7 protein-coding genes are annotated in these 9,366 nt (G+C 44.7%); 6 read left to right on the top strand and 1 reads right to left on the bottom strand.

Annotated features, from left to right (window positions below):
- The 6 genes from QUA88_RS28470 to QUA88_RS28445 form a co-directional block, all read left to right on the top strand.
- On the top strand, window positions 1–5,043 hold a 5,043-nt coding region (locus QUA88_RS28470), incomplete at its 5' end, for a S8 family serine peptidase (protein ID WP_333275075.1).
- A gap of 9 nt (window positions 5,044–5,052) precedes the next feature.
- The gene (locus QUA88_RS28465; RefSeq protein ID WP_333234331.1) at window positions 5,053–5,682 is read left to right on the top strand and encodes a DUF416 family protein; all 630 of its coding nucleotides are present in this window, start codon (window positions 5,053–5,055) and stop codon (window positions 5,680–5,682) included.
- Between the two features lie 7 nt (window positions 5,683–5,689).
- The gene (locus QUA88_RS28460; RefSeq protein WP_333234329.1) at window positions 5,690–6,319 is read left to right on the top strand and encodes a DUF416 family protein; all 630 of its coding nucleotides are present in this window, start codon (window positions 5,690–5,692) and stop codon (window positions 6,317–6,319) included.
- Between the two features lie 18 nt (window positions 6,320–6,337).
- Entirely contained in the window at window positions 6,338–6,943 is a 606-nt protein-coding gene (locus tag QUA88_RS28455) for a hypothetical protein (RefSeq protein ID WP_333275072.1), read from the top strand.
- A 518-nt stretch (window positions 6,944–7,461) separates the two neighbouring features.
- Window positions 7,462–8,406, top strand: coding sequence for a hypothetical protein (locus QUA88_RS28450; protein ID WP_333234347.1), 945 nt, complete (start codon window positions 7,462–7,464; stop codon window positions 8,404–8,406).
- Between the two features lie 13 nt (window positions 8,407–8,419).
- Window positions 8,420–8,719: a hypothetical protein gene (locus QUA88_RS28445; protein WP_333251604.1), complete on the top strand. Its 300-nt coding sequence runs from the start codon at window positions 8,420–8,422 to the stop codon at window positions 8,717–8,719.
- Window positions 8,720–8,842: 123 nt separating this feature from the next.
- Here QUA88_RS28445 and QUA88_RS28440 read toward each other — a convergent pair whose 3' ends face one another.
- The gene (locus QUA88_RS28440) at window positions 8,843–9,130 is read right to left on the bottom strand and encodes a hypothetical protein (protein WP_333058548.1); all 288 of its coding nucleotides are present in this window, start codon (window positions 9,128–9,130) and stop codon (window positions 8,843–8,845) included.
- Between the last annotated feature and the right edge of the window lie 236 nt (window positions 9,131–9,366).

Here is a 9,366-nt window from a genome sequence, read left to right as displayed (position 1 = left end):
TCCTCTGCGACACAAACCAAAAACCCGACTGTTTCTGAAAATCGCAATTCAGATCCGAATTCTGCAGATCCAAAAACGGAAAATTCCTCTGCGACACAAACCAAAAACCCGACTGTTTCTGAAAATCGCAATTCAGATCCGAATTCTGCAGATCCAAAAACAGATTCTCCCGCAGGAGAAACTGAAAATCCGACTGTTTCCAAAAATCCCAATTCCGATCCAAATCCAGCCGATCCAAAAACAGATTCTCCCGCAGTAGAAACTGAAAATCCGACTGTTTCCGAAACTCCCAATTCCGATCCAAATTCTGCCGATCCAAAAACCGAAAACTCTCCCACAGCAGAAACTGAAAACTCGACAGTTTCCGAAACTCCCAATTCCGATCCGAATCCTGCTGAGATAAAAACCGAAAACTCCCCAGCGACAGAAACCAAAAACTCGACAGTTTCCGAAATTTGCAATTGCGCGACAAATCCTGCTGAAACAAAACCCGAAAACTCCCCAACGACAGAAACTCAAAACCCGCAAGTTTCCGAAAACACAATCCCAACTATCTCAGAAAACATTCAACCAGCCATCGCAGATGCCAAATCAATCGACTTCATCACAGGAGACAAAATCGAAACATCCGTCTTTTTCCAACCCGACAAACCAGAAATACCAGCAATACCCGCAGCATCCACAGACATTCTCACCGGGGAAATTGAAAACACCTCTCCAACTCTTATCGATACCCCCGAAATAGCCAGCCAAACTCCTGAAAATTTCCCGCTAATTTCTCCCGAAGAAATTTCCCAACAGTCGGAAACTCTCAACAGCATATTCGCCCAACAATTTCCTAACATTCCCGAAACAGAATCCCGCCAAAATCATCAACCATCCGCATCAGAATACATAGTTACCGACGCCCAAACTATTATACCCGAAATTGCCGTCACCGAAAATCATCACTCACAACAATCGGAAAATATCACCGCCGACAGCAAAAATCAGCCACCAACAACTATCGACGAATTTGTCAACCCCGACTTCGACTCCGAAAACATCGCCATTACTCCCGAAATATCATCCGACGCCAACAATCAGCCAGACAATTCACTTCATATCATCCCCGACTCCTTCATCGCAACTGCAACTGACAGCCACTCCGAAACAACCATCAACGAATACACAACCACCGACACAGAAACCCAACCAGAAACAACCCCCAACCTCCCCCAAAAAAACCAACCATTAATCGGCATCATCGACACCGGATTCACCACCAACAATCCCCACATCAACTACAGCAAAATCAGCCTCGGCAAAGACTTAATCGAGGGCGACAACAACCCCCTACTCCAACCAAACCAAGGAAACCAACACGGCGACACAATTTTAGAAATTATCGCCACCACAGACAATCAAAACCCCACCCAAAAATCGACTCCGATTTGGTTGGGACGAGCAACAGGCAGCGGCAACTGGCATCAATCCCTGATAGAATTTGTAAACGCAGCAATCGCCGCCAAACAACCCAACGCCCTCATCAACCTCAGCTTCGACTTAACCCAAATCAACCCCGACGGCACACAAACCACACGGCACAAATTGACAGCAGAAGAAAAATCAGCACTCAAATACGCCCTTGACAACAACATCCTGATTGTAGCAGCCGCTGGAAACGAAGGAACACTCATTTCAGCCCTCGGACAAGCCTCCACAGAATTCGACAACATCATCACAGTGGGAGCATCCGACAACAACCACCGCGCCGCCTATTCCAGCTACGGAGGCGGATTAGATATCCTAGCACCAACAAGCCTTACACAAACAGCAGAACCATCAACAACCCAATCCAAACAAGGCACATCAATAGCAGCCGCATTCGTCACAAACACCATCTGGCAAATGTGGGCAGCCAACCCATCCCTGAACCGCCAACAAATCAAAAACATCCTCCTAAACACAGCAACAGACATCGACGTACCCTCATGGGACGAAAGAACAGGATACGGAATATTAAACCCAGAATTAGCAATAGCCACAGCCACAGAAACAATCCCCGCAATCCCAGTCTTGGCAGCTACCAAACACTGGACAAAACCCTTAATTGATGCCGATGCAAATCCCAGCAACACACCCAACAATACCCCATCCAAACCCTCAGAAAGAGCAACTGCAACCACCGCCCCAGGCACACCAAAAACCACCAGCACCTCAACCGGAAACAGCAATGAAGGCACTAGCTCTTATACCACAGAACTAGCGCCACATACAACCACCTCTACCAGTAGTTCCCACGGTACAACCACCACAAACACTCAAACCAACAGCCACTTCTCAAACACCGAATCAAGCTGGGATCAAAACGCCGTCCAAACCAACAGCAAGGGCAACTCTTTTAACCAATCCACCAGCGATTCAAACACATCTGCCAGTACCTACACCAGCAAAAACTTTTCTCAAAACTCAGTAGAAAACAAAAATCAATCGCAGCAAAACTACAGCCGAGTTAAATACGAAGGCACTCGCAACGACCAAAGCTCATATCTTCAAAAATCCCGCAGTTCTAGCAATTATACCACTCCTTCACAAACTACAAACACCACTGCCGACAGTTACCGAAACAGTTTTTCCCAATCAGACAGTCAATACGGAACCGACTATGCAACGAATAACGGCAACCGCCAAGACGATTGGGGTTCAAAATCAACTTCAAACACTCACTATACTAGCAGCACCGGCAGTTCTCTCAACCACAGTTCAACTCAAATTCAAGGCAAAGCCGATTGGACGTCGGGCAGCAATAACAGCAGTTACACCAACACTCACAGCGGGTCAGAAAGCCAAGTAAATCGCTCGAATTATGAGAGCAACAGTAGCAGCGGCCCCTCCAAAACCAGCAACAGCAGCAACGACTATTCAGCAATCAATTCAACTTGGGACAGCACTACAACAGACGGCACAACAGTCAGCAGCAACAGCCGCGATACTTATTCAGAAGCCAATAGTAATTATCACAGCAGTTACGACGACGGCCCGTCAAAAAATACCAGCAATCAATCCACTTACACCGTCAATCAATCTGAACAAACCAACAGCAGCAACGGCCCATCATACTGGCAAAACAATCGAGATAATAATTACTCGGTAACTCAGACCAATGACACGCAAAACTACAAAGACGGCCCGTCAACTAGCAGCCACAGTCGGGATACTTATTCTCTCAGCAAGTCGAACTCTTCCAGCAGCAACAGTGAGGGTCAAGTCAGTTATAATTCCGAACTTGAAAATTATTCAGAAAATCATGCTCAGTGGGAGAGCGAGTATAATGCTGATACTTATACTACTCAAAGTAACAGTGACGAATCCACAATAACAGCTACCAAAAGTAATAGCAGTACCGAGGGCAACAATTCCACCTCATCTAACAGTAGCGACACCTCCCGTACTTGGAATTCACAGACAGTTACAACTTATAAAGATGGCCAAAGAACTGAAAATGGCAGTTCGAGTTACGAGAAATGGTCGAGCGAAAGCACTTACGATAGTAACGGCGTAGCTAGTTCGGTGTCCAAGTATTCTAGCTGGAGTTCAAGTTACAGCAAGTATTATTTTAAGGAAGGTTACAGTTGGACGGAAACTGTGAGCGGTTACGACTCAGAATCGGTGACGAAAGGGGGTGTCTATACGAGTAATGGCAGCAGTTGGAGTTGGACTCGCAGCGGGACTGAGTATGATGATGGGAGGAATAGTTGGAGTGAAAGTTGGTCGAAGTCTAGTTGGGAAGATGGGGAGTATTTGCCGGGTGAATATGAGGTGACGGGGGGGTCATTTCACCCGGAAGGAACTGGGACGCAGATGAATAATTTGCCCGAATTTGGGGAGGCGCCGCGGTTGAATAAGGCGCCGAAACAAGATGTGCCACCGGATTTAGTGAAGCCTCCGAAGCCGAGTGATGATATTTGGCAGTTGCCGACTGTGATTTTTAAAGAGCCTCAGTTTAAAGAGGTTTTTGGTAGTAGTGGTTCTGATTCCCCTTCAGGTGGGAGTGGGAATGATGATTTAGCGAATAATCCGTCTGGTGGTTCTGGTGGTGGTGGTTCTGGTGGCAAGTTACCTCCAAACAAACGCTCTGCACTAACAGAAGTTATTCAAAAATTGTTGAAGTTTTTTAAACCTCTTGGAGAGTTTGTTGCTGGTGCAGTATATCAATGGTTGCGTAACAACGGAGAACTTACTAGATGGTTGTTGCAGGTTTTAATCCCTGGATGGAATGGACTTGAGCAAGATGTAGAGCGCAATCTGCCTAAAACCTGGTCTTTCCAAGCAGGGCGAACATTCGGAGATGCAGCGTCAATTGTTACGGGGATTTTAGAGATAATAGGAGGTGGCGGAACTGGTGCTGGAGGTGCAGGTTTATGTGTAACAGGAATTGGTTGTATTGCAGGTGCTCCTGCTATAGTAGCAGGGACAGCTCTAGGGCTACACGGAGCAACTACAGCTTCGACTGGCTTAAAGAATATAGCGAGGTTGCTTGGAGTAGTTTTTCACAGTACGACGGATGGCTCAGAAAGTGGAGGTCCGATTCGCGGTGAAGGTGAGATTGACCCAAGTGCAGTAGAGTTAGAAAGAGATGCCATACGGATTTCTAACGAGCTTTACGGCAACGATCCAAGAGCTAAGAGTAACAGAGTAATTGCGGTAGGGCGGGTCATAGATGCACAAGGTAAGGTGAAAAAAGTTGTATCTAATGCTTTTGGAGAATTTTCACGCGACCATAGAAAGTTGCTTGAAAATCAAGGATATATCGTAATTCCAAACTCCAGAGGAGGAAACTTGCATGCAGAGGAGCGAATGATTTATTGGGCTGACTCTGAAAAAGCTAAAGGAACAATAGTTGGAATTGAATCAATTGGGGTAAGCCATGCAGATGGAATTTGCGAATATTTCTGTCGGCCATTGATGCAAGAGAGACAGATAAGACCTGGCAGTCAATGGAATCCTACCTGGAAACCCGGCCCGAACAATCCTAGACGAAATGAATCACCCAGACAATAAAAATCACAAATGAATATGCATTTTTTTGAATTTGACACCCTAAAAAAAGAGCTCGAAGACCTTCCCGAACTTCACAGAGTTGCGTTTGCTGCTGCTTGTTGCGAACGAATGCTTCCTAACTACAACGCTTTTTGCCAAATAGTTGACTGGGGAGTGCCTGAAGTGCCGAGAGTTGCATTAGATGAAGTTTGGCAAATCCTCCAAGTAAAGCTTGTAGATCCTGTAAAAGTCAATCAATTAAGAGAGGATTGCGGTAGGGAAGATGTATTTCCAGACTGTCTTGAATTTGGGGACGATTCTTTGGAACCCCAGGAGGCTCTGATCGCTATCCGCGCTACTCTGACAGCCTGTCTCGATCCTACTGTAGAGAACATTGTTCACACCGTCAAATCTGCCAGACATACCATTGAAGCTTACATACCTTACAAAGACACTTCTTTCAATATCACCTGGGAAAAAGATGGAGAAGAACAGTTTTGTTCAGCAATAGCCAGTCATCCATTTGCAGTTCGAGAAATGGCTAAAGAAGCAGAAGATTTGCAAAGGTTGAAGGAAACAGAAATTTTAGATAAGGATTTTCTGGAATGGCTGCGTACCTCTTTCAATAATGAAGGGAAAAGTTTGATCGATCTTGGGTGATGATTTAATGAATATGCGCTTTTTTGAGTTTGGCATCCTAGAACAAAAACTGGAAAAACTTCCCGTATTTCACAGAGTTGCCTTTGCTGCTGCTTGTTGCGAACGAATCCTTCCCAACTACAACGCTTTGTGCCAAATGTATGATTGGGGCGATCCCAGCGTACTCAGGAATGCGCTAGATGAAGTTTGGCACATTCTCCAAGGAAAACCAATAGATGAGCTCAGGATAGAGCGATTAATCAATAATTGTGGCAGTGATAATATAGCTCCTGATTCGCTTGATTTTGGTAGTGATAGTTATAAATTACTACAAGTTATTGACGCTATCTGCACGACTTTGAGAGCCTGTAATGAGGCAGCTACAAAAGAGATTGTTAGAGTAGTAAAATACGCTAGGAATACCGTTGAGTTTTCTGTAGCCTGGGAAGATGAATCTTTCAATATTAGTTGGGAAAAGGACGGAGAAGACAAATTTACTGAAGCCATTGTCAGTCATCCATTTGCAGTTCGAGAAATGGCTAAAGAAGCGGAAGATTTGCAAAAATTGAAAGAAACAGAAACTTTAGATAAGGATTTTCTGGCATGGCTGCGTACCTCTTTCAATAATGATGGTAAAAGTTCGATCGATCTAGGTTGAGCTACGGGAAGTTATGCTTTGTCTAAATTGACGACTATTATAGACCGATCTTCCTTATCTAAGTTATCGAATTTACGGGCGATCGATTCTGTGGGTGCTCGAACTTTTGTACACAAAACTTTACGGGCGCTCGATTCTTTCGGCGCCGGACTTTACGGGCGATCGATTCAGCAATCAATTCAACTTGGGACAGCACTACAACAGACGGCACAACAGTCAGCAGCAACAGCCGCGATACTTATTCAGAAGCCAATAGTAATTATCACAGCAGTTACGATGACGGCCCGTCAAAAAATACCAGCAATCGAGACACTTACACCGTCAATCAATCTCAAGAAACCAACAGCAGCAACGGCCCCTCATACTGGCACAACAACCGCAATAACAATTATTCTATCAGTCAAGGGAATGACACGCAAAGTTACAAAAACGGGCCGTCAACTAGCAGCCACAATCGGGATACTTATTCTGTCAGTAAGTCGAATTCTTCCAGCAGCAACAGTGAGGGGAAAGTTAGTTATAATTCCGAGCTTGAAAATTATTCAGAAAATAATGCTCAGTGGGAGAGCGAGTATAAGGCTGATACTTATACTACTCAAAGTAACAGTGACGAATCCACAATAACAGCTACCAAAAGTAATAGCAGTACCGAGGGCAACAATTCCACCTCATCTAACAGTAGCGACACCTCCCGTACTTGGAATTCACAGACAGTTACAACTTATAAAGATGGCCAAAGAACTGAAAATGGCAGTTCGACTTACGAGAAATGGTCGAGCGAAAGCACTTACGATAGTAACGGCGTAGCTAGTTCGGTGTCCAAGTATTCTAGCTGGAGTTCAAGTTACAGCAAGTATTATTTTAAGGAAGGTTACAGTTGGACGGAAACTGTGAGCGGTTACGACTCAGAATCGGTGACGAAAGGGGGTGTCTATACGAGTAATGGCAGCAGTTGGAGTTGGACTCGCAGCGGGACTGAGTATGATGATGGGAGGAATAGTTGGAGTGAAAGTTGGTCGAAATATAGTTGGAAAGATGGGGAGTATACGACGATTGAGTCCTCGTCAGCAGGGGGAGGGTTCGATGCTTCGGGGACGGGGGAGCAGGTTAATGATTTGCCCTCAATTGGGGAGGCGCCGCGGTTGAATAAGGCGCCGAAACAAGAGGTGCCGATTGATTTTCAGAAGTTGCCGAAGCCTAGTGATGATATTTGGCAGTTGCCGACTTTTATTGTTAAGGAGCCTGAGTTTAAAGATGTCTTTGCTAGTTATGAAGTTGATGCGCCTTCAGGTGGGAGTGGGAATGATTATTTAGCTAATAATCCGTCTGGTGGTTCTGGTGCTCCTGGTGGAAAATTACCTGAAAACAAACGTTCTGCACTGGCAGAAGTTATTCAACAATTGTTGAATTTTTTTAGACCTCTTGGGATGTTTGTTGCTGGCGCAGTATATCAGTATCTACGTAATATCGGAGATTCAACTAAATGGTTATTCCAGGTCTTCAACCCTTACTGGGATGGACAAGAACAAGATGTGGAACGAGGGCTTAAAGGGCTTCCCGACTACAATTATTTTTGGTGGGGACAACGGTTAGGAGATGGGGCAGCAATTGTCACAGGAATTTTGGAAATCATAGCAGGCGGTGGTGCTGCCACGGGAGGTGGATTTTTATGTATAGCAGGATTCACTTGCATCGGAGGTGCTCCCGCCATAGTAGGAGGTGTAGCTTTGGGACTACACGGAACAACTACGTTGGCGGCTGGTCTAAGAAATATAGTTCAGGAACTTGGAGTATTATATTCTCAAGGAACAGGCGGTACAGGGAGTCAACTTTACCAAAAGATGACAACACCTCAATTGGAGAAAGCCCGAAACTCCTATCAAGACCTAATCCAAGAACACGAGAAAAAGCTCAATGACTACATAGCAAATCCCGATGCTTATGATAACGATGGCAGGCTTAAAAACGCACCAAATCCACAAATAAGGGAACAAATTATACAGGGGCGTATTAATGCACTTCAAAAACAAATCAAGAAGCAAAGAGATGAGTTAATCAAAATAGAACAAGAACTTAATCGCAGATAGAGAGGATAAATCGATGAATGTGACGGTTGGTGAACTACGGATATTGTTTGATAAACTCATGAATAAAATGGAACAAGAGGGCATTATATCATTAGATATTAATGATATAGATTACTATTGGATAGTTTCGTCTGATGAATGGACAAACTTTGAAACTGATGTTAGTCTAGATGTAGGTTCACTGATAGATGATTGGAAAAGCCTGCAAAAAGTTATATCCGAAGAACATATCCCCACATATGTTGATTTCGATCGCCTCGCCTCAATATTAAGAGCTGTAGCGGAGACGATTGTCCCACTAAAAGAGGGATAATATGACAAGCTCAAATAATCGACGTGGCGGGCGATTAGTTTTGTTCGCTCGAATGATTATCTATAGCTTTACACCCTCCGGGCGATCGCACACCGGGTACAATTTCCTTTGAGTCGATCAACTTTACAAGCTAGTTGTTTTGTGCGATCGAATGATTGTTGATAGTTTTACACCCCTCGGACGATCGCACATCGCCCGTACAATTTCCTCTGAGTCGATCGACCGGGGCGGGCTAGTCATTTTGTGCGCTCGAATTATTATCGATAGTTTGAGCTGAGTCGGGCGATCGCACACCGGGCACAACTTCCTTTGAGTCGATCGCCCGTTTTTAGGTAATTTTTCTGTTTCCGGCGATCGGCCATTGATTCTGCGGGCGATCGAATTAACGGGATCTCGTCCTTGTTTATCCACCGCGCGATCGACCGGGTGGGCGATCGTACTTTTCTCAATTATCGGCGATCGTACTTTTTTAGATTGCGGGATCTCGCACTTTTCTAGATTAGGGGATCTCGTACTTTTTTAGATTAGGGGATCTCGTCTATTTCTAAATGGTGGGCGATCGACAATACGCCCAGGGTAAACGCATCTAAATTAAGTTGACAGAAAATCATATTTGTGCATGATTTGTTTTTTATAAAACAATTCTT

Origin of the sequence: Microcoleus sp. D3_18_C2, from assembly GCF_036702395.1 — a bacterium.
GTDB lineage: Bacteria > Cyanobacteriota > Cyanobacteriia > Cyanobacteriales > Microcoleaceae > Microcoleus.
The sequence above is the reverse complement of the archived record's forward strand: the minus strand, read 5'-3'. Positions and strand labels throughout refer to the sequence as shown.

What these genes read in the sequence shown, in the direction of transcription:
- QUA88_RS28465 (WP_333234331.1), top strand. Translation starts at nt 5,053, where the DNA reads ATGAATATGCATTTTTTTGAATTTGACACCCTAAAAAAAGAGCTCGAA.
- QUA88_RS28460 (WP_333234329.1), top strand. Translation starts at nt 5,690, where the DNA reads ATGAATATGCGCTTTTTTGAGTTTGGCATCCTAGAACAAAAACTGGAA.
- QUA88_RS28445 (WP_333251604.1), top strand. Translation starts at nt 8,420, where the DNA reads ATGAATGTGACGGTTGGTGAACTACGGATATTGTTTGATAAACTCATG.